The organism is Pararhodobacter zhoushanensis, from assembly GCF_025949695.1.
Classification (GTDB): Bacteria; Pseudomonadota; Alphaproteobacteria; order Rhodobacterales; family Rhodobacteraceae; genus Pararhodobacter; species Pararhodobacter zhoushanensis_A.
This window is the reverse complement of the sequence record NZ_JAPDFL010000001.1, coordinates 4,358,614-4,378,792: the sequence shown is the minus strand read 5'-3', so window position 1 is coordinate 4,378,792 and position 20,179 is coordinate 4,358,614. Positions and strand designations below refer to the sequence as shown.

The window sequence follows — 20,179 nt, the reverse complement described above, 5'->3', positions numbered from 1 at the left end:
TCTGGATCCAGCAAAGAGGGGAGACCCGATGAACTGGATCACCAACTACGTCCGCCCGACCATCAATTCGCTGTTCTCGCGCCGCGAGGTGCCCGAGAATCTGTGGTCCAAGTGCCCCGAGTGCGGCACCATGCTGTTCCACCGCGAACTGACCGATAACCTGCAGGTCTGCACGAACTGCAACCATCACATGGCGATCTCGCCGCGTGAGCGGTTCAAGGCACTGTTCGACGGCGGCGTGTTCGGCGAGGTCTCGGTGCCCGAGCCGGTCGTCGACCCGCTGCAGTTCCGCGACCAGAAGAAATATCCCGACCGCCTGAAAGGCGCGCAAAAAGCCACCGGCGAGAAAGAGGCGATGCTGGTCGCCGAAGGCGAGCTGGGCCGGATGACCGTTGTGGCGGCGGCGCAGGATTTCAGCTTCATGGCCGGGTCGATGGGCATGTATGTCGGCAACGCGCTGATCGCGGCCGCCGAGCGGGCGATTGCCCACAAGGCCCCGCTGGTGGTGTTCTCGGCCGCTGGCGGCGCGCGCATGCAGGAGGGGATCTTGTCCCTGATGCAGATGCCGCGCACCACGGTGGCGATCCAGATGCTCAAGGAAGCCGGGCTTCCCTATGTCTGCGTGCTGACCCATCCCACGACCGGCGGTGTCACGGCGTCTTATGCGATGCTGGGCGACGTGCAGATCGCCGAGCCGAACGCGCTGATCTGCTTTGCCGGGCCGCGCGTGATCGAGCAGACCATCCGCGAAAAGCTGCCCGAAGGCTTCCAGCGCGCCGAGTATCTGCTGGATCACGGCATGCTCGACCGGGTGACGAATCGCAAAGACATGCGCGACGAGCTGATCACCATCCTGCGCATGCTCAGCGGGTTGCCGCCGGCGGTGGCGGGCGATCTGCCTGCGCCCGATGCCGAGTCGCTCGCCCCTGCTGCCACCGACGCACCGACCACGGGTGAACCCCAATCGTGAGCGCGACCGGTTCTGATGTCATCCTCGCCCGGATGCTGGCCCTGCATCCCAAGATCATCGACCTGACGTTGGACCGGATGTGGCGCTTGCTCGCCGCGCTGGGCAACCCGCAGAACGACCTGCCCCCGGTGATCCATATCGCCGGGACCAATGGCAAGGGCTCGACCCAGGCGATGATTCGCGCCGGGCTCGAGGCCGAGGGCAAGCGCGTCCACGCCTATACCTCGCCGCATCTGGCCCGCTTTCACGAGCGGATCCGGCTGGCAGGTGAACTGATCACCGAAGACGCGCTGACCGCGCTGCTCGATGAATGCTACGCGGCGAATGGCGGTGACACGATCACCTATTTCGAGATCACCACCTGCGCCGCGATCCTCGCCTTTGCCCGCACGCCGGCGGATTATCTGCTGCTGGAAGTCGGGTTGGGCGGTCGTCTGGACGCCACCAATGTCGTTGAGAAACCGGCGATGACGGTGATCACGCCGGTCTCGGTCGATCACCAGCAATATCTGGGTGACACGCTGGCCGAGATCGCCGGCGAAAAGGCCGGGATCATCAAGCGCGGCGTGCCCTGTGTGGTCGGCCCGCAAGCCGAAGAGGGCCTTGCCGTGATCGAGGCGCGGGCCGAACGGCTGGGTGCTGCGGTGATCGCGTCGGGTCAGCACTGGCACGCCTTTGAAGAACGCGGGCGGCTGGTGTTTCAGGACGAGAACGGCCTGCTGGATCTGCCGCTGCCCAATCTTCCCGGGCCGCATCAGGTCGAGAATGCCGGGGCCGCTCTGGCGGTGCTGCGCGCGCTGGGGTTTGGCAGCGCGGCGTTCGAGGCTGCTGTTACCAAAGCCTACTGGCCCGCGCGCATGCAACGCCTGCGCCACGGCCCGCTGATCGACGCGGCACCCAAGGCCGAGCTGTGGCTGGACGGCGGGCATAATCCGGCGGCAGGTCTGGCGATTGCCGCGACGCTGGACCGCTTGGCCAAACGCCCCACATGGCTGATCTGCGGGATGCTGAACACCAAGGACATCAAGGGGTTCATGACGCCCCTGATGGGCCACGCCGACGCGCTTTATGCCGTGTCGATCCCGGGTGAGGCGGCGACGCTGACCGCCGAGGCGACAGCGGCGGCGGCGCAAGCCGCAGGCCTGCAGGCGCAGACCGCAGGCTCGGTGCTGGAGGCGCTGCAAGCCATCACCCGCGACGCGCCGGAAGCGCGCGTGCTGATCTGCGGCTCGCTGTATCTGGCGGGCGGCGTGCTGCGCGAGAACGGCTGACGGCAACGCTTTGGCGGGTCGGGCAAGGGGGCTTTCAGCCCCCCTCTTCGCTTGCAGCGAATTCACCCCCGAGGATATTTGGAGAGCAAAGAAGGGGCGCGGTTAACGGGGTGTTAACCGCGGGCCTTTGCTACGGGCGGATCATGACCTTGCCGCTGCTGGTGGCATAGGCGGGCAGGATGCCATCGATCGCCTGATCTAGTGTCAGCTCGGTGGCAACGCGGGTGGTCCAGGTGCCTGTGGCGAAGCGGGTCTGGACCTGCGCGACGACAGCCGCGACCCGGTCGGCGGGGGCCGAGGGAAGCCAGCGGCTGAGCCAGAAGCCTTCGATATGCTTGTCCATGAAGATGAACTGGCCCATCTGGGTCAGCGACGGGGCGTCGTCGCTCATCTTGCCGTAACTGACCCAGCGCGCGCCCGAGGGCATGGCGAAGAACAGATCCGCCGTGGCCTGATCGCCCACCGCATCCAGCAGCACCCGGGGTTTGTGCGCCTTGATCACGGCGGCGGCCTGTGCGCGGAAGGCGGGGTCGCTGGTGACCAGCACCTCGGCAGCACCCGCGTCACGCAGGGCGTCTTCCTCGCCGGGGCGGCGGATGACGGCGATCGCGGTCAGGCCTTCGTCGCGGGCGAGGCCGAGGATGAGGCGGCCAAGTTGCGAACCGGCGGCGTTCACCACGAATGCCTGCCCACCGCTGCGCGCGCGCTCGACCAGCGCGACGGCCGTCAGCGGGTTCACGATCAGCGCCGCGCCGTCGATATCGCTGACCGCCTCGTCGAGGGGGATGCAGAGCGCCGCATCGGCGATGGCGTGTTTGGCCCAGGCACCGGTCCCGGTGCCCAGGAAGGCGACGCGCTGGCCGATCAACGCGTCGGCACCGTTGGTGGCGATCACGCGGCCAACGCCTTCAAAACCCGCCGCCTGACCCTGAACGCGGGGTTGGCCATAGCCGCCCTGCACGAAGAACAGGTCCGAGGGGTTCACCGGGCTGAGGATCACCGCGATCAGCACCTGTCCGGGGGCGAGGCCGGGCAACGGCACGTCGCGCAGGTCGAGGAAGGGCGCAAGACTGTCAGGCACCTGCGGCGTCGGGGCCTTGGCATAACCGCCGTCACGCAGGGCGAGGGCGAGGGTGGTCGTGGGTTGGGTCATCGGGCGGGCCTCCGTGGCTTTGTCAGCATGCTAACGGCCGCGCCGCGATGCGCCTAGCGCGGCAACGGGACGAGGACGCCACGTCAGCCGGGCAGGGACCGCTTGCCGCGCCGCAAGGCGCGGGGCAGCATGCGGCGAAACGGGAGAGGGTTTATGGCGCGTATCATTCTGGTTCACGGGGCCTGGGGGAATGCGAAAAGCTGGGCGGCGGTCGAGCCGTTGCTGACGGAGGCCGGGCATCAGGTCGAGGCGCTGGACCTGCCGGGGCACGGGCGCGGGGCAGAACCATCGGGCGAGATCGGGCAGGAAGCGTATGTGGACCATGTCGAGGCGCGGTTGTTGGCCGGGCCGCCGGCGCTGCTGGTCGGGCATTCGATGGGCGGGATCGTGATCGCGCAGGTGGCTTCACGGCAGCCGAAACAGGTGCGGGCCTGCGCTTTTGTGACGGCGCTGTTGCCGCGCGATGGGGAGAGCCTGCTGGGGTTGATCCGCCAGCAAGCAACCTCAGGGGTGATGGGGGCGGTCCGCAAGGGGCCGGTGCCGGGAACCACGGTGCTGGATCCGGCGGCGGCAGAGGTGCTGTTCCCTGACGCCACGGCCAAGGCCGCAGTGCTGGCGATGTCGGCGATGAGCGTGCAGTCGGACAAGGCGCAGAAGGACAAGGCGGTGATCGGGCCGGGCTTCGCGGCGGTGCCACGCGCCTATGTGTTCTGTGATCAGGACCTTGTGGTGACACCCGCGCTGCAACGCCAGATGGTCGCGGCGACGCCCTGTGAGGCAGAATTCACGCTACACTGCGGGCACGCGCCGATGTTGACGCAGCCAAAGGCTTTGGCGGAGATCTTGCTGGGCCTGGCGGCGGGTTGATTGGGATCGCCCTCTGGGGTGGCCGGGCAGGGGGGCCTTGCCCCCCTCTTGGCCTGACGGCCAATTCACCCCCCAGGATATTTAAGGACAGATGATAGGGGTTCGTTAACCCTGTTTCATTTTCTGTCTGAAAGTATCCACGGGGGGATTTTCAAGGGGGCGCGTCTTGCGTCGCGGACAATCGTCCACTGGACAATTGTCCATTCGCTCCTCACCCTTGAAGCAGGTTTGGGCGGCAGCCCATGCGGGCCGAGGGGGCTCGATGCCCCCGAGGCCCGCACTCTTAGTTCAGGATTCCGGCGTGGCGCATGGCCGCGTCGATCACCGCTGCGGTGCTGTCGGTGACGCCCAGCAGTGGCAGGCGGACCTCGTTCTCGCAGTGGCCCAGCCGCGACAGCGCGTATTTGGCACCCGCGAGACCCGGCTCGATGAAGATCGCCGTGTGCAGCGGCATCAGGCGGTCCTGATACTCGAGCGCCAGCGCATAATCCCCGGCCAGCGTGGCCTCCTGGAACTGTGCGCACAGCCGCGGCGCGACATTTGCCGTGACCGAAATGCACCCGGTGCCGCCATGGGCGTTGAAGCCCAGAGCCGTGGCATCCTCGCCCGAGAGCTGGATGAAATCCTTGCCGCAGGTGTCGCGCTGCATGGAGACGCGCTCGATCTTGCCGGTGGCATCCTTGACCCCGACAATGCGCGGCAGTTTGGCCAGCTCGCCCATCGTTTCGGGCGACATGTCCACGACCGAGCGGCCGGGAATGTTGTAGATGATGATCGGCAGGGACGAGGCATCGTGCAGCGCGCGGAAATGCGCGATCAGCCCGGCTTGCGTCGGCTTGTTGTAATAGGGGGTCACAACCAGCGCCGCATCCGCACCGACCTTCTCGGCGTGTTTGAGCAGACGGATCGCCTCGACCGTGTTGTTCGAACCGGCACCGGCGATCACCGGGACACGGCCCTTCACGGCCTTGACCACGGCCTCGACGACCTGTTCGTGCTCTTCATGCGTCAAGGTCGGGCTTTCGCCGGTGGTTCCCACGGGCACGAGCCCATGGCTACCTTCAGCGATATGCCACTCGACCAAGGCCGCGAGCGCCTCGAAATCGACCGCACCGTTCTTGAACGGCGTGATCAGGGCGGGAAGCGATCCCCGGAACATCCTGTACTCCTCTTGGTGGTCCGATCTCAGAGTTCCGCGCGCGGGGTCGGACCTGACCCCATTGTGTGTTGCGCAGACGTCCCACGCGGTTAGACTCTCTGGACCTCCTTTTCAAGAGTAAGCATGCGCCGTTACCCTGCCGTTCTCACCCTCGCCGCCCTTGGCGTCGCCAGTCCTGCTTTGTCCTGGGATGGCCCGCCGCCACCCCGGGCGGGTGGGGCCATTGGCGCGTTGGTCAGCGCCGTGCGGGCCGGCGATGCGCAGGGTTTCGCCACCCTGCGCGATGCGGCGGGGCCGGTGGGCGTGCGGGTCGCGACATGGCGGATCCTGCGCGAAGGCATTGCGGGCGACTTTTCCACCTATGTCGCGTTCGAAGCCTCGCACCGCGACTGGCCGGGCATGGACCTTTTGCGCGCGCGGGCCGAATCGCGGATGACGGACCAGCCGCCCGAAGTGATCCTCGGCTGGTTCGCCACACGCCAGCCGCAGACCGGGCAAGGCTATCTGGCGCTGTTGGCCGCGCAGGTCGCGACCGGCGCGGACCCGACCGGTACGTTGCGCACCCTTTGGCTTGAGCGCGAGCTGGACCCGGCGACCGAAGACCGGCTGTTGGCCGCGCATGGCGATTTTCTGCGCCCGCTCAACGCCGCGCGGCTGGATGCGCTGCTGTGGGACGGCGAGCGTGCCGCCGCCGAGCGGATGATGCCGCGCGTCACTGCCGGGCAGGCCGCGCTGGCGCGCGCGCGGCTGGCGTTGCAGGCCCGCGCGGACGGGGTCGACGCGATGATTTCCGCCGTGCCTGCGTCACTGGCCGATGATCCGGGCCTTGCTTATGACCGGTTCCGCTGGCGGCTGGCACGGGGGATGACCGACGGCGCCGCCGAGCTGCTGCGCGCCCAGCCCGCCGACACCCTTGGCCGGCCCGAGGCCTGGGCCGGGCAACGCGCGCGTCTGGCGCGCAACGCGATGGACGCGGGCGACGCGCAGCTGGCCTATGATCTGGCGGCGAACCACGGCTTGACTGACCATGGCAGCGCGATGGCGGATCTGGAGTGGCTGGCGGGCTATGTCGCGCTGCGCTTTCTCAACCGGCCCGCCGAGGCGCTGGGGCATTTCCAGACGCTGCGCGAACGCTCGGTCAGCCCGATCACGCTGGGGCGCGCGGGCTATTGGGAGGGGCGGGCGCAAGAGGCGCTGGGCAACCCGGAAGCGGCGCAGGAAGCCTATGCTTTTGGCGCGCGCCATCAGACGGCGTTCTATGGCCAGCTCGCCGCCGAGCGGATCGGTCAGCCGCTGGACCCGGCGCTGATCGCGCCCTCCACCTATCCCGACTGGCACACGTTGCCGCTTGCGTCTTCGGAAATCCTGCAGGCGGCCTTGCTGCTGCATGCCTCGGGTCAGTGGTACGAAGCGCGGCGCTTCACGCTGCAACTGGCCGAGAACCTTGAGACCGAGGCCGAACTGGGGTCGCTGGCGCAGCTCTGGCTGGACCGGGGCGAGCCGAATTTCGCGCTCAGGATCGCCAAGCTGGCGATCACGCGGGGCATCCTGCTGCCACATGCGTATTTCCCGGTGACCGAGCTTGCGACCATGCAACTGGCGGTGCCCGCCGATCTGGTCCTGTCCATCGCCCGGCGCGAGAGCGAGTTCGATCCCCGCGTCGTCAGCCCTGCCGATGCGCGCGGGCTGATGCAGGTGATGCCCGCGACCGGCGCGCATGTCGCGCGGCAGTTGGGGGTCGGGTTCGAAGAGGGGCTGCTGACCTCGGACCCTGCCTATAACGCGGTGCTGGGCGCGGGGTATCTGCAAGAGATGTCCGAACAATTCGGCGGCACGCTGTCGATGGTCGCCGCCGCGTATAACGCCGGCCCCGGACGCCCGACCCGCTGGGCGCGCGAGAACGGCGATCCGCGCGACCCGGCGATGGACCCGGTGGACTGGGTCGAGATGATCCCCTTCACCGAAACACGCAACTACGTGATGCGGGTGACGGAATCGGTGGTGCTCTACCGCGCGCTGCTGGCCGGAGAGAGCGGCCCGATCCGGCTGACGGATATCCTGCGCGGGCGCGAGTGAGCGCCGGCCGGTCGGCTTGACCCGGCTGCGGTGAGGCTCTAGCAGGCGGGCCCTGAGACAAGAGAGGCCGCCATGCCCGATCACGCCCGCAAACCCGCGCTGCAACGATTGCAGGCCCGGCTGTTCAAGCCGCAGCCCGCCCCGGCTGTCGGGGAACCGGCCGCGCTGACCTTTCGCCCCTATCGGGACGAGGATCTGGCCGCGCTGTCCGACATCTGGTTGCAAGCCTCGCGTCAGGCGCATGGGTTTCTGGGGGAAGAGCGTCTGCGCAGGGATCAGGCGCTGGTCGAAGAGATCTACCTGCCCAAGGCCGAGACCTGGGTTGCCCTTCGCGGCACAAAGCCGGTCGGGTTTATCGGGTTGCTGGAAAGCTTTGTCGGCGGGCTGTTCGTTCAGCCCGACGCCCATGGGCAGGGCATCGGCCGCGCGCTGATGGCGTTGGCGCGGGAGAAAAAAGGCACGCTGGAGCTGGAGGTCTACACCGACAACAGCCGTGCGATGGCGTTCTATCGGCAGCTTGGGTTTGAAGAGATCTCGCGCCGCGCTGACGACGATCAGGGCGCGCCGTTCGAGAACGTCGTGCTGCGTCTGCCGGGCTGAGCGCGCGTGAAGAAGCAGGCAGGGGGGCGTTGCCCCCCTCTTCGGCTGACGCCGAATTCACCCCCCAGGATATTTAGAGCATAAAGTTGGCAAGGCGCGTTGCGCGGTCAGGCGGTGGCGCCTTTGCCGTGGCAGACGGGGCAATCGGCGCGGGCATGCGTGGTCATGCGGCGGGATTCGCCGTAGAGGCCGTCGTAGATCACCAGCGCGCCGCGCAGGGGCGCACCGGCATTGGTCAGGGTCTTGAGCGCTTCAACGGCCATCATCGAGCCAAGGACGCCGGGAAGCGGGGCGATGACGCCTGCCTCGGCGCAGCTGGGGACGAGGCCGGGGGCGGGGCGCTCGGGGAAGAGGCATTCAAAGCAGGGGCCGCCGCGCGCGGGGTCGTAGAGGGCGATCTGCCCCTCCCATTGCGTGATGGCGGCGGCGATCAGCGGTTTGCCGCATTGCACGGCGATGCGGTTGGTCAGGTAGCGGGTGTCGAAATTATCGGTGCCGTCGAGGATCAGGTCATACTGCGCAAAGAGCTGCTCGGCCTCGGCTTCGGTCAGGCGGCGGTGATAGGGCTGCACGGTGACGAAAGGGTTGAGCGCCTGCATCTGCGCCTGCGCCGAGAAGACCTTGGGCATGCCGATGCGCGCGTCGGTGTGGATGATCTGGCGTTGCAGGTTGGTGCCATCAACGGTGTCATCGTCGATCACCCCGATGGTGCCGACCCCCGCCGCCGCCAGATAGAGCAGGGCGGGCGAGCCGAGGCCGCCGGCACCGATGACCAGAACCTTGGCCTGTTTGAGGGCGCGCTGGCCGGGCCCGCCGACCTCGCGCAGCATCATGTGGCGGGCGTAGCGGTTCAGCTCGGTGTCGGAGAACAGCGGTTTGGGCGTGGTGTCGGGTGGCGCGGGCGCTTTCGCCTGCGCGCGGCGGCGCAGGCGGGCGAGCAGGGCGCGGTAGCCCCAGATGGCCAGCGCGAGGATCGCCAGCACCAGCCAGGGGCGCGCGTCGCCGCCGGTGTTGGCGCGGAAGGGGATCTCGGCGGGCAGCAGTAAATGGGCGGCGACGATCGCCAGCCAGACCACGCCCAGCACCACCAGCCGCACGCGCATCGGCACACCGAACACCCAGGCCAGCGCCCAGAGAGCCGCTGCGGCGAAGAGCAGCGCCATCATCAGCTGCGGCCCGTCGAGCCGAAGCCGCCGGTGCCGCGCGCGGTATCGCCCAGCACATCGACGGGCGCGAAACGCGCCTGCACCACGGGGGCGACGATCAGCTGCGCGATGCGCTCGCCGTGCTGGATGGTGTAGGGATCATCCGACAGGTTGATCAGCGGCACCCCGACCGGACCGCGATAATCGCTGTCGATGGTGCCGGGGGTGTTGGGCAGGGTGACGCCGAATTTCAGCGCAAGGCCCGAACGCGGGCGAACCTGCACCTCGAACCCGGGGGGGATTTCCAGCCTCAGGCCGGTGGGGATCAGCGCGCGGTGCCACGGGTCGAGGGTGAAGCCGGTGGCGCGATCCTCGGGGCGCAGGTTGGCGCGGATATCGGCCCCGGCAGAGCCTGCAGTCTCATAGGCAGGCAGGGCGATCTCGGCGTCGGCCCAGGCCTCGCGGGTCAGGTTGATCTGGACGGTCATGCGAGTTCCTGTGCGATGCGGTCGGCGAGGCGGCGGGCGACCTCGGGCTTGGGAAGGCGGGGCCAGTCTTCGACACCGCCGTCACTGATCAGGTGCACGGCGTTTTCGCCGCCGCCCATGATGCCGGTGGCGGGCGAGACGTCATTGGCCACGATCCAGTCGCAGCCCTTGCGGGCGCGTTTGGCCTGGGCATGGGCGATGACAGTCTCGGTCTCGGCGGCGAAACCGACGACCAGAGCCGGGCGCTGCGCGTGGCGCGAGATGGTGGCGAGGATGTCGGGGTTCTCGGTAAACTCCAGAACGGGCAGCGGTGCGCCCGCCTGTTTCTTCATCTTCTGCCCCGCTTCGGATTTCACCCGCCAGTCGGCGACGGCAGCGGCGAAGACGGCGGCATCGGCGGGGAGGGCGGCTTCGACGGCGGCCAGCATCTCACGGGCGGTCTCGACGGCGACAACGGTGACGCCGGGGGGCGGCGGTGTGGTGGCGGGGCCGGTGACGAAGGTGACGCGCGCGCCCAGATCGCGCAGCGCGGCAGCGATGGCACTGCCCTGCTGGCCGCTGGAGCGGTTGGCGATATAGCGCACGGGGTCGATGGGTTCGTGGGTGGGGCCCGAGGTGACGAGGATATGCTTGCCCTTGAGCGGGCCGTCCGAGAGCGCGGCGTCAATGGCGGCGAGAATCGCGGCGGGTTCCGCGAGGCGGCCGGGCCCGTGTTCACCGCAGGCCATGTCGCCGCTGTCAGGCCCGACGGTGAGGATGCCGTCGGCGGCAAGGGTCCTGAGATTGCGCCGGGTGGCGGGGTGGTTCCACATGCGGACGTTCATCGCGGGCGCGATCAGCACGCGCTTGTCGGTGGCCATCAGCAGGGTCGAGGCGAGGTCATCGGCGTGACCCTGCGCCATCTTGGCCATGAGGTCGGCGGTGGCAGGGGCGACGACAATCAGATCGGCAGCGCGCGAGAGCTGGATATGGCCCATCTCGGCCTCGGTCGTCAGGTCGAAGAGATCGCGGTGCAGCGGTTCCCCGGCAAGGGCGGCGATGGAGAGGGGGGTGACGAATTCGGCACCACCTTTGGTGAGGACGGGGGTGACCGTCGCGCCCGCGCCTTTGAGCAGGCGGATGAGTTCGAGTGACTTATAGGCCGCGATACCGCCGCCGATGATCAGAAGGATGCGCTTGCCTGCCAGCATGGATGCCCCCGGTTTGGCCCTGCCTTCGGTGTAGGGGCGGGGGTGGGGATGGCAACACTTTGGCGTCGGGGTCTGTGGCCCGGCGCGCGCGCGGCGCTCCCGCCCACCCACCCCGCTTGCGCACGCGCCTGTGGGGAAAAAGGCAGGGTGCGTATTTACAGCAAGATGAAGACGGGCGCGGCGAATCGGTCGGCGGGTGACTGCGCGCGATCTTGATGAAATTCGCCCCTTGATTTCCCTTTTGCGCTGCCGTAGTTCCCCGCCAAGGATAGGGGTATAGCTCAGTTGGTAGAGCGACGGTCTCCAAAACCGTAGGTCGCGGGTTCGAACCCTGCTGCCCCTGCCATCCTTACCTTCCCAGATCAGAGACGTCCTTGACCGGCACCCGCAGACGCGCGGTGTCGCAATCGTGACTACGCCGAGCGTTTGAACGCGACGGTGGCAAGCCCCATGGCGATCAGCGCGCCGCCGCCCAGCCGGGAGAGCCAGCCGATAACTGTAGGGCGCGCGATCTTGTGCCGCAGCCGGTCCGCCAGCATCGCCAGCACGAAGGCATTGATCGCCGCCATGCCGGCGAAGGTCGCGGCCAGAATCGCGAATTGCGGCACCAAGGGCTGGTCCACGGACACGAACTGGGGGACGAAGGCGATAAAGAAGACGATGGATTTGGGATTGAGGGCCGTCACCGTGGCCGCATGGACAAAGACGCGGGCAGCTTTCGTCCGGGCGACGGGTCCGGGCTGCCCGGGTCCGGCGGTGGCGCTGCTGCGGATGAGGGCGAACCCCAGATACACCAGATAGGCCGCGCCGATCCATTTGAGCACCGTGAACAGCGTTGCCGAAGCCAGCACCAGAGCGCCCAGTCCGGCAAGCGAGGCCGTCAGGGCCACCAGATCGCCAAGGACGACGCCCGCGACGGTTGCCAGCGCGACCCGTCGGCCCTGACTGACGGCATAGCTGAGGATCATCAACGCCGTCGGTCCGGGGATGAGCAGCAGGGCCGTGGAGGCAGCAACGAAGGCAATCCAGTTCTGAAAATCCATGTCACCGCCTTTCACGCTGCAGGTTTGTGTGACCCATCCACGGCCCGGCTCCGCCGTAAAGCAGAATCTGCGCCCATCGCTTCTGATCCCCGAATGCGGCCCTGCGGCCTATGCGGCGACCCTGAAACCGGTGCCGCGGATACGCAAGGCTTTGAACTGTCGGAGGGACGCGGCGATGGCCGCCGACGGTCGGCCTTGTGAGCCGCGCGCGGGCCAGCGCGTGCTGTGTTGCAGAAACGTCAACATCGGCGGCTTCGTGCTCTGGTTGGTCCCGCAGGGTTGGATCCGCCACGGGCGGGGCGTATCTGAGCGCCAACCCGCCGCGCCGCTATTCGTGTGGCTTGCGATTGTGCCCAGAGGTGTTCCCATGGCTTGGACCAACCCGTTGACCTTTATGCAGCAGGTACGTGCTGAGACCGCCAAGGTCTCGTGGCCGACCCGCCGCGAAGTGGGCGTCAGCACCATCATGGTGCTGGTTCTGACCGGCCTGACTGCAGTGTTCTTTTTCGCCGTTGACCTGTTGATCCGCACCGGTCTGGGCGCGCTGCTGGGCTTTGTGAGCTGAGCCGCGAACAGGGGTGAAAATCCAGCCGGGGACTTGAAGTTTCACGCTGGCATCGATAAAGGCACCAAGAACACCCGGCATCATGACGCGCACCGATTCGGTGCGCACATTTTTTGTCTGCCGGACAGTCGCGGTCAGGTCTGGGGCAACTCTCTGATCGTCAATGGAATTTCGCGGCGGTTCAGGCCGTTGCAGACGGGGAAATGGCATGGCCAAGCGCTGGTATTCGGTGAGCGTCCTCTCGAACTTCGAGAAGAAGGTCGCCGAAGCGATCCGCCAGGCGACCGCCGAGGCGGGGCTTGAGGACGAGATCGAAGAAGTTCTCGTGCCGACCGAAGAGGTCATCGAGGTGCGTCGCGGCAAGAAAGTGACGTCCGAGCGCCGCTTCATGCCTGGCTATGTGCTGGTGCGCATGGAGATGTCGAACAAAACCTACCATCTGGTCAGCTCGATCAACCGCGTCACCGGCTTTCTGGGTCAGCTGGGCAAACCCAGCCCGATGCGCGACGAAGAGGTCAACCTGATCCTGAACCGCGTCGAAGAAGGTCAGGAAGCGCCGCGCAACCTGATCCGCTACGAGGTCGGCGAGCAGGTCAAGGTGTCGGACGGTCCGTTCGACGGCTTCTCGGGCATGGTCGAGGAAGTGGACGAAGACAACGGTCGCCTGAAGGTGATGGTGTCGATCTTTGGCCGGCCGACGCCGGTCGAACTGGAATTCACTCAGGTCACCAAAGGCGCCTGAGTGGTCACCGTGGGAGGCGGACCCAAGGGTTTCGCCGGACCACTAAGCAGGCCCCATACCGGGGCGTTGTGAAAAAAGGAGCGGCCACATGGCCAAGAAAGTTATCGGGCAGCTGAAGCTGCAAGTTAAGGCGGGGCAAGCCAACCCGTCCCCGCCCGTCGGCCCGGCTCTGGGTCAGCGCGGCATCAACATCATGCAGTTCTGCAAGGACTTCAACGCGAAGACCGCAGACATGGAACCCGGTTCGCCGGTTCCGGTGGTGATCACGTATTACCAGGACAAGTCGTTCAGCCTCGAGCTGAAGACCTCGCCTGCCTCGTGGTACCTGAAAAAAGCCGCTGGTCTGAAGCCGGTCGGCAAGCGCAACCGCGCCAAGGGTTCGGTCAAGCCGGGCCGTGAAGTTGCCGGTTCGGTCACCGTCGCGCAGATCCGCCAGATCGCCGAAGCCAAGATGAAAGATCTGAACGCCGTCGATATCGAAGGCGCCATGCAGATCATCGTCGGTTCGGCGAAATCCTGCGGCATCGAGGTCAAGGGGTAAGTCATGGCAAAGCTCGGTAAACGTACCCGCGCCGCGCGCGAAGCCTTTGGCACCGCGTCCCTGATGCCGCTGGGCGAGGCTGTCTCGCTGGTGAAATCGTCCTCGACCGCCAAATTCGACGAGACCGTCGAAGTGGCGATCAACCTCGGCGTTGACCCGCGTCACGCTGACCAGATGGTCCGTGGTGTTGTCAGCCTGCCCAACGGCACCGGCAAGACCGTGCGCGTCGCTGTTTTCGCCCGTGGCGCCAAGGCTGATGAAGCCACCGCTGCCGGTGCTGACATCGTCGGCGCCGAAGAGCTGATGCAGGCGATCCAGGGCGGCGAGATCAACTTTGATCGTTGCATCGCGACCCCGGACATGATGCCGCTGGTCGGCCGTCTGGGCAAGATCCTGGGCCCGCGCAACCTGATGCCGAACCCCAAGGTCGGCACCGTGACGATGGACGTGGCGCAAGCCGTGGCCAACGCCAAGGGTGGCGAAGTCCAGTTCAAGGTCGAAAAGGCCGGGATCATCCACGCTGGCGTGGGCAAAGTGTCGTTCGACGCCGACAAGCTGGCCGAGAACGTCCGCGCCATCGTTGACGCGGTCAGCAAAGCCCGCCCGACGGGTGCCAAAGGCACCTACCTGCGCAAGGTCTCGCTGTCCTCGACCATGGGTCCGGGCGTCAGCGTTGATCTGGCGTCGGCGCTGGGTCAGTAATTTCGCGGGGTGCGTGCCCGTCACGCACCCTGCCCAAAGTTTCCCGGTCTTCGGGCCGGGAATGGCGGGGCGGAAACGCCCTGTCCTGTCCGAGACGGTGGGTGTCTTGTTTATAGCCTGCAAAGGCTTAAGTAAGGCTTAATTTCCTGCCTGAGATAGGGAACGAGACAACTGTTTCCGGGGATACCCTCGGGCGGTTTTGGACTCGGCTCCTTTCGGACCCGAACGCCTCGGCTCTTCGGTCGGGGCGCAATTGAGCCGGGGGAAACCCCCAAACTTGGAGCAAACCTGTGGATAGAGCACAAAAGGAAGCCCTGGTCGACGAGCTCGGCCAGATTTTCGAAAGCTCTGGCGTGGTTGTGGTTGCACACTACGCGGGTCTGACGGTTGCCGAGATGCAAGCCCTGCGCGCGAAAATGCGTGACGCTGGTGGGGCTGTACGCGTTGCCAAGAACAAGCTCGCCAAGATCGCCCTGGAAGGCAAGCCCTGCGCAAGCATCGCTAAACTTCTGACGGGCATGACCGTCATCGCCTATTCTGAAGACCCCGTCGCTGCGGCGAAGGTGGTTGAAGCCTACGCCAAGGATAACAAGAAGTTTGAGATCCTGGGCGGGGCAATGGGCGATACGGCACTGACGCCGGAAGGTGTTAAAGCTGTGGCATCCATGCCGTCGCGGGAGGAGCTTATCGCTTCGATCGTGGGCTGCATTGGCGCACCCGCTTCCAACATCGCCGGGGCCATTGGCGCACCTGCTTCGAACATCGCGAGCATCCTCTCCACCCTGGAGGAGCGGGAAGCCGCTTGAGCACCCAACAGCCCGTGTGGTGGTTGATTACCCCATGTCGGCAACACCCTGTTAGAATGGAAAACTGAAATGTCTGATCTGAAAGCTCTCGCCGAGCAAATCGTCAACCTGACCCTGCTGCAAGCTCAGGAACTGAAAACGATCCTGAAAGACGAATACGGCATCGAGCCCGCTGCTGGCGGCGCTGTCATGATGGCCGGTCCGGCTGGCGCTGCGGCTGAAGCCGTGGAAGAAAAAACCGAATTCGACGTCATCCTGGTCGAAGCCGGCGCCAACAAGATCAACGTGATCAAAGAAGTTCGCGGCATCACCGGTCTGGGCCTGAAAGAAGCCAAGGACCTGGTCGAAGCTGGCGGCAAAGCCGTGAAAGAGCAAGCTCCGAAGGCTGAAGCCGAAGAGATCAAAGCGAAACTGGAAGCCGCTGGCGCCAAAGTTGAGCTGAAGTAATCAGGCGGGATGCACAGCGCATCCTGACCGCATGACATGGCTGGGCCCGGTGTTCTCCGGGCCCGGCTGCTGCTGTTTCTGGCAGGTGATCCCGCGGATCTTCTTCCAGAAGCAGCCGGGGCTCGGGAGCTGATCGGTGGGACGATCGGCAGGAATGGGGCCTCAGCTTCTGTTTCGCATGGGGTGCAGCCTTGCCGAGGCCCGACGGCAGGCGCATCCGCGAAAAAATTGAAAGGTGATACCGAGCATGGCTCAGTCCTATGTTGGCCAGAAGCGCATCCGTCGGATGTTCGGCAAGATCCGTGAAGTTCTGGAAATGCCCAACCTGATCGAGGTTCAGAAGTCGTCCTACGACCTGTTCCTGCGCTCGGGTGACAGTGATAAACCGCTCGACGGCGAAGGCCTGATGGGCACGTTCCAGTCGGTCTTCCCGATCAAGGACTTCAACGAGACCGCGGTTCTGGAATTCGTCAAGTACGAGCTGGAAAAGCCGAAGTACGACATCGAAGAGTGCCAACAGCGCGACATGACCTTTGCGGGCCCCCTGAAGGTCACGCTGCGTCTGATCGTGTTTGATGTGGACCCCGACACGGGCGCGCGGTCGGTCAAGGACATCAAGGAACAAGAAGTCTTCATGGGCGACATGCCTTTGATGACTCCGGTCGGTACGTTCATCGTGAACGGCACCGAGCGTGTTGTGGTGTCGCAGATGCACCGCTCGCCCGGCGTGTTCTTCGACCACGACAAGGGCAAGACCCACTCGTCGGGCAAGCTGCTGTTCCAGTGCCGGATCATCCCCTATCGCGGCAGCTGGCTGGACTTTGAATTCGATCCCAAGGACCTGGTCTTTGCGCGCATCGACCGTCGCCGCAAACTGCCGGTGACGACGCTTCTCTATGCGCTGGGTCTGACCCAGGAAGGCATCATGGATGCCTATTACGACACCGTTACGTACCGTCTGGAAAAGAACCGTGGTTGGGTCACCAAGTTCTTCCCCGAGCGTGTGCGCGGCACCCGTCCGACGATGGATCTGGTTGATGCGGCCTCGGGTGAGATCATCCTGAAGGCTGGCGAGAAAGCCACCCCGCGTCTGGTCAAGAAATGGATCGACGACGGTCAGATCACCGATCTGCTGGTGCCGTTCGAGCATGTTCTGGGCCGCTTCTCGGCCAAGGACATCATCGACGAAGAGACCGGCGCGATCTGGATCGAAGCGGGCGACGAAGTCACCTGGGAACTGGACAAGGACGGCGAAGTCAAAGGCGGCTCGCTGAAAACCCTGCTCGATCAGGGCGTGACCGAGTTCGAAGTTCTGGACATCGATAACGTCAACGTCGGCGCCTACATCCGCAACACGATGGCTGCGGACAAGAACATGAACCGCGATCAGGCGCTGATGGACATCTACCGGGTCATGCGCCCGGGCGAGCCCCCCACCGTCGACGCAGCGATCCAGCTGTTCGAGACGCTGTTCTTTGATAGCGAGCGCTACGACCTGTCGGCCGTGGGTCGCGTGAAGATGAACATGCGCCTTGATCTGGATGCGCCTGATACCCAGCGCACCCTGCGCAAGGAAGACATCATCTCGTGCATCAAGGCTCTGGTCGAGCTGCGCGATGGCAAAGGCGAGATCGACGACATCGACCACCTCGGCAACCGCCGGGTGCGCTCGGTCGGCGAGCTGATGGAAAACCAGTACCGTCTGGGCCTCTTGCGCATGGAGCGCGCGATCCGCGAGCGTATGTCGTCGGTCGATATCGACACCGTCATGCCGCAAGACCTGATCAACGCCAAACCGGCGGCGGCTGCCGTGCGTGAATTCTTCGGCTCTTCGCAGCTCAGCCAGTTCATGGACCAAACCAACCCGCTGTCCGAAGTGACGCACAAGCGTCGTCTTTCGGCTCTCGGGCCGGGCGGTCTGACGCGTGAGCGTGCGGGCTTCGAGGTTCGCGACGTTCACCCGACCCACTATGGCCGGATGTGCCCGATTGAAACGCCGGAAGGTCAGAACATCGGTCTGATCAACTCGCTGGCCACCTATGCCCGCGTGAACAAATACGGCTTCATCGAGACCCCGTACCGCAAGGTCATTGACGGCAAGGTGACGGATGAGGTGCAATACCTGTCGGCCACCGAAGAGCAGCGCCACGTCATCGCTCAGGCGAACGCGACGCTGAACGAGGCCGGCGAGTTCGTTAACGATCTGGTGTCGACCCGCAAGGGCGGCGACTTCATGCTGAACCCGCGCGAAGTGATCGACATGATCGACGTGTCGCCCAAGCAGCTGGTGTCGGTGGCCGCGTCGCTCATTCCGTTCCTGGAAAACGACGACGCCAACCGCGCACTGATGGGCTCGAACATGATGCGTCAGGCCGTGCCGCTGCTGCAAAGCGACGCACCGCTGGTGGGCACCGGGATCGAGGGCATCGTCGCCCGCGATTCGGGCGCTGCGATCATGGCGCGCCGCGCCGGGATCATCGATCAGGTGGACGCGCAGCGTATCGTTGTGCGCGCGACCGAGATGCTGGAGCCGGGCGAGCCGGGCGTCGACATCTACCGTCTGCGCAAGTTCAAACGCTCGAACCAGTCGTCCTGCATCAACCAGCGTCCGCTGGTGAAAGTGGGCGACAGCGTGGCGCGTGGCGAGGTGGTGGCCGATGGTCCCTGCACCGACATGGGCGAACTGGCCGTCGGTCGTAACATCGTCGCGGCCTTCATGCCGTGGAACGGTTACAACTATGAGGACTCGATCCTCATCAGCGAACGTATCCTGAAGGATGACGTCTATACCTCGATCCACATCGAGGAATACGAAGTCGCCGCCCGCGATACCAAGCTGGGGCCGGAAGAGATCACCCGCGACATTCCCAACGTCGGCGAGGAAGCCCTGCGCAACCTCGACGAGGCCGGGATCGTCTATATCGGCGCTGAAGTTCAGGCGGGCGACATTCTGGTGGGCAAGATCACCCCCAAGGGTGAAAGCCCGATGACGCCGGAAGAAAAGCTGCTGCGCGCCATCTTTGGTGAAAAAGCCTCGGACGTGCGCGATACCTCGCTGCGTCTGCCGCCGGGTGCGTATGGCACGGTTGTCGAGGTTCGCGTCTTCAACCGCCACGGCGTCGACAAGGACGAGCGCGCGCTGCAGATCGAGCGCGAAGAGATCGAACGCCTGTCGCGCGACCGCGATGACGAGCAGGGCATCCTGGACCGCAACATCTACTCGCGTCTGAAAACCCTGATCCTGGGCAAGACCGCGGTGAAAGGCCCCAAAGGCGTTCGCCCGAACAGCGAGATCACCGAAGACCTGCTGGGCACGCTGTCCAAAGGCCAATGGTGGCAGCTGGCCCTGGCCGAAGAGACCGAAGCGCAGGAAGTCGAGGCGCTCAACGCCCTTTACGACCAGCAGAAGCGCCAGCTCACGCTGCGCTTTGAAGACAAGGTCGAGAAGGTTCGCCGCGGCGACGATCTGCCCCCGGGCGTGATGAAAATGGTCAAGGTCTTCCTGGCGGTGAAGCGCAAGCTGCAGCCGGGCGACAAGATGGCCGGTCGTCACGGCAACAAGGGTGTGGTGTCCAAGGTGGTGCCGGAAGAGGACATGCCGTTCCTCGCCGATGGTACGACCGTGGATCTGGTGCTGAACCCGCTCGGCGTGCCGTCGCGGATGAACGTCGGCCAGATTCTGGAAACGCACATGGGCTGGGCTCTGCGCGGTCTGGGCATCCAGATCGACGAGGCGCTGCAAGAGTATCGTCGCTCGGGCGATCTGACCCCGGTGCGCGACGCGATGCGCCACGGCTACGGCGATCAGGTCTATGACGATGCCTTTGCCGAGATGGACAGCGACCATTTGGTCGAAGCCGCCTCGACCGTGACCAAAGGGGTGCCGATCGGCACGCCGGTGTTCAACGGTGCCAAGGAAGCCGATGTCAACGACGCGCTCAAGCGCGCCGGGTTCGATCAGTCGGGTCAGTCGGTGGTCTTCGATGGACGCTCGGGTGAGCAGTTCCAGCGCAAGGTCACCGTGGGTGTGAAATACATGCTCAAGCTGCACCACCTGGTCGACGACAAGCTGCACGCCCGTTCCACGGGGCCGTACAGCCTGGTCACGCAGCAGCCGCTGGGTGGTAAGGCGCAGTTCGGTGGTCAGCGTCTGGGTGAGATGGAGGTCTGGGCTCTGGAAGCTTACGGCGCCGCCTATACCCTGCAAGAGATGCTGACGGTGAAGTCGGATGACGTGGCAGGCCGCACCAAGGTCTACGAATCGATCGTCAAGGGCGAGGACAACTACGAGGCCGGTGTGCCTGAATCCTTCAACGTGCTGGTGAAGGAAGTCCGCGGCCTCGGCCTGAACATGGAACTCCTGGATTCGGAAGAAGACGAATAACGGTGGGATGAAATCCCACCCTACGCACCG

Annotated in this window: 18 protein-coding genes and 1 tRNA gene; 13 read left to right on the top strand and 6 right to left on the bottom strand. The window is 65.4% G+C overall.

Annotated features, from left to right (window positions below; all coding sequences use genetic code 11):
* The first annotated feature begins 28 nt into the window (after positions 1–28).
* Both accD and OKW52_RS21895 read left to right on the top strand, forming a co-directional pair.
* Positions 29–970, top strand: a complete 942-nt coding sequence (gene accD / locus OKW52_RS21900; RefSeq protein ID WP_264507573.1) for an acetyl-CoA carboxylase, carboxyltransferase subunit beta — start codon at positions 29–31, stop codon at positions 968–970.
* Entirely contained in the window at positions 967–2,241 is a 1,275-nt protein-coding gene (locus OKW52_RS21895; RefSeq protein WP_264507572.1) for a bifunctional folylpolyglutamate synthase/dihydrofolate synthase, read from the top strand. Before accD ends, OKW52_RS21895 begins: the two co-directional genes overlap by 4 nt.
* Before the next feature lie 130 nt (positions 2,242–2,371).
* On the opposite strand, the gene OKW52_RS21890 is transcribed toward OKW52_RS21895, so the two are convergent.
* Positions 2,372–3,394, bottom strand: a complete 1,023-nt coding sequence (locus tag OKW52_RS21890) for an alcohol dehydrogenase catalytic domain-containing protein (protein ID WP_264507571.1) — start codon at positions 3,392–3,394, stop codon at positions 2,372–2,374.
* 153 nt (positions 3,395–3,547) lie between these two features.
* Between OKW52_RS21890 and OKW52_RS21885 the strand changes: the two genes are divergently transcribed.
* Complete coding sequence (locus OKW52_RS21885) at positions 3,548–4,261, top strand: alpha/beta fold hydrolase (RefSeq protein ID WP_264507570.1); 714 nt, start codon at positions 3,548–3,550, stop codon at positions 4,259–4,261.
* A 283-nt stretch (positions 4,262–4,544) separates the two neighbouring features.
* Here OKW52_RS21885 and dapA read toward each other — a convergent pair whose 3' ends face one another.
* A complete protein-coding gene (gene dapA / locus OKW52_RS21880; RefSeq protein WP_264507569.1) occupies positions 4,545–5,420 on the bottom strand; it encodes a 4-hydroxy-tetrahydrodipicolinate synthase in 876 nt (291 codons plus the stop codon).
* A gap of 123 nt (positions 5,421–5,543) precedes the next feature.
* Between dapA and OKW52_RS21875 the strand changes: the two genes are divergently transcribed.
* Together OKW52_RS21875 and OKW52_RS21870 are read left to right on the top strand one after the other, a co-directional pair.
* Positions 5,544–7,496: a lytic transglycosylase domain-containing protein gene (locus OKW52_RS21875; protein WP_264507568.1), complete on the top strand. Its 1,953-nt coding sequence runs from the start codon at positions 5,544–5,546 to the stop codon at positions 7,494–7,496.
* A gap of 72 nt (positions 7,497–7,568) precedes the next feature.
* Positions 7,569–8,096 carry a GNAT family N-acetyltransferase gene (locus OKW52_RS21870; protein ID WP_264507567.1) on the top strand — a complete coding sequence of 176 codons (528 nt, stop codon included), beginning with the start codon at positions 7,569–7,571 and terminating at the stop codon, positions 8,094–8,096.
* A 107-nt stretch (positions 8,097–8,203) separates the two neighbouring features.
* Here OKW52_RS21870 and OKW52_RS21865 read toward each other — a convergent pair whose 3' ends face one another.
* The 3 genes from OKW52_RS21865 to coaBC are packed head-to-tail and all read right to left on the bottom strand — an operon-like array spanning position 8,204 to position 10,919.
* Positions 8,204–9,262, bottom strand: a complete 1,059-nt coding sequence (locus tag OKW52_RS21865) for a HesA/MoeB/ThiF family protein (RefSeq protein ID WP_264507566.1) — start codon at positions 9,260–9,262, stop codon at positions 8,204–8,206.
* Positions 9,262–9,729: a dUTP diphosphatase gene (gene dut / locus OKW52_RS21860; RefSeq protein ID WP_264507565.1), complete on the bottom strand. Its 468-nt coding sequence runs from the start codon at positions 9,727–9,729 to the stop codon at positions 9,262–9,264. Before dut ends, OKW52_RS21865 begins: the two co-directional genes overlap by 1 nt.
* Positions 9,726–10,919 (bottom strand): bifunctional phosphopantothenoylcysteine decarboxylase/phosphopantothenate--cysteine ligase CoaBC, encoded by a 1,194-nt coding sequence (coaBC, locus tag OKW52_RS21855; protein ID WP_264507564.1) that lies wholly within the window; start codon positions 10,917–10,919, stop codon positions 9,726–9,728. The genes dut and coaBC overlap by 4 nt, the downstream gene beginning before the upstream one ends.
* Before the next feature lie 270 nt (positions 10,920–11,189).
* On the opposite strand from coaBC, the gene OKW52_RS21850 reads away from it, so the two are divergent.
* Positions 11,190–11,265, top strand: a tRNA-Trp gene (locus OKW52_RS21850).
* 67 nt (positions 11,266–11,332) lie between these two features.
* Here OKW52_RS21850 and OKW52_RS21845 read toward each other — a convergent pair.
* Positions 11,333–11,962, bottom strand: a complete 630-nt coding sequence (locus OKW52_RS21845) for a LysE family translocator (protein ID WP_264507563.1) — start codon at positions 11,960–11,962, stop codon at positions 11,333–11,335.
* Between the two features lie 367 nt (positions 11,963–12,329).
* Between OKW52_RS21845 and secE the strand changes: the two genes are divergently transcribed.
* From secE to rpoB, 7 genes are all read left to right on the top strand, one after another.
* Positions 12,330–12,527, top strand: coding sequence for a preprotein translocase subunit SecE (gene secE / locus OKW52_RS21840; protein ID WP_127107288.1), 198 nt, complete (start codon positions 12,330–12,332; stop codon positions 12,525–12,527).
* 208 nt (positions 12,528–12,735) lie between these two features.
* On the top strand, positions 12,736–13,269 hold the full coding sequence (gene nusG, locus OKW52_RS21835; protein ID WP_127107290.1) for a transcription termination/antitermination protein NusG: 534 nt from the start codon (positions 12,736–12,738) through the stop codon (positions 13,267–13,269).
* Between the two features lie 88 nt (positions 13,270–13,357).
* Positions 13,358–13,810, top strand: coding sequence for a 50S ribosomal protein L11 (gene rplK, locus OKW52_RS21830; protein WP_127107292.1), 453 nt, complete (start codon positions 13,358–13,360; stop codon positions 13,808–13,810).
* Between the two features lie 3 nt (positions 13,811–13,813).
* A complete protein-coding gene (gene rplA, locus OKW52_RS21825) occupies positions 13,814–14,512 on the top strand; it encodes a 50S ribosomal protein L1 (RefSeq protein ID WP_264507562.1) in 699 nt (232 codons plus the stop codon).
* Positions 14,513–14,802: 290 nt separating this feature from the next.
* Positions 14,803–15,318 carry a 50S ribosomal protein L10 gene (rplJ, locus tag OKW52_RS21820; protein WP_127107296.1) on the top strand — a complete coding sequence of 172 codons (516 nt, stop codon included), beginning with the start codon at positions 14,803–14,805 and terminating at the stop codon, positions 15,316–15,318.
* A gap of 69 nt (positions 15,319–15,387) precedes the next feature.
* The gene (gene rplL, locus OKW52_RS21815) at positions 15,388–15,765 is read left to right on the top strand and encodes a 50S ribosomal protein L7/L12 (RefSeq protein ID WP_127107298.1); all 378 of its coding nucleotides are present in this window, start codon (positions 15,388–15,390) and stop codon (positions 15,763–15,765) included.
* Between the two features lie 247 nt (positions 15,766–16,012).
* Complete coding sequence (gene rpoB / locus OKW52_RS21810; RefSeq protein WP_264507561.1) at positions 16,013–20,149, top strand: DNA-directed RNA polymerase subunit beta; 4,137 nt, start codon at positions 16,013–16,015, stop codon at positions 20,147–20,149.
* Positions 20,150–20,179: the final 30 nt, after the last annotated feature.